This window comes from Mesorhizobium sp., from assembly GCF_004962925.1.
Classification (GTDB): domain Bacteria; phylum Pseudomonadota; class Alphaproteobacteria; order Rhizobiales; family Rhizobiaceae; genus Mesorhizobium.
In genome coordinates this window covers 1-515 of sequence record NZ_SUEO01000433.1, presented here as the reverse complement: position 1 = coordinate 515, position 515 = coordinate 1, and the positions used below count along the sequence as shown (strand labels likewise).

The following is a 515-nucleotide window of genomic DNA, read 5'->3' as shown; positions in this document are numbered from 1 at the left end:
CTGGGGCGCATTTCGGTCTTGCCATAAGGGCCGCCGTTTGGATCCAGGCACCGGGCGTCGGCATCCAGATGACCGGAATTGGGCCGTTTCAACCTAGCTTAGCGAGTCGCACGTTGTGTTGCGCGGACAGAATGCCCTTGCGCCCTAATGCATGTCGCGCAAAAGTGTGCAGCGGTTTTGCGGTAACGACACGCATAAAAACAAAAACTCAAAGCGCGTCGCATGAATCTGTTCAAACGCGACGCGCTTTTTAGAGCTGAATGACCGAATTGACTATATGATGCTATCCGAAGAGGATCGATTGCCCGGCATTGGCGTAGGGAACCGCAGCGGGTCGGATTTGCCTGTCGCCAGGCTGAAGCCCGATCTCTTCAGCCTACTGTTCAAGGGGTGCAAGGCCGAGCGCTACAGTGCCAAACAGCATCTCTTCATGCAGGAGGATAGTTCCGATCGCGTCTACGGTATCATAAGCGGCACGATCGAAATATCGCTCTATTCGCCCGGCGGTCGCAAGC

General features: G+C 55.5%; 1 protein-coding gene. It reads left to right on the top strand.

Annotated features, from left to right (window positions below; all coding sequences use genetic code 11):
• Positions 1-277 precede the first annotated feature (277 nt).
• On the top strand, positions 278-515 hold a 238-nt coding region (locus E5W87_RS35570; protein ID WP_367118918.1), incomplete at its 3' end, for a cyclic nucleotide-binding domain-containing protein.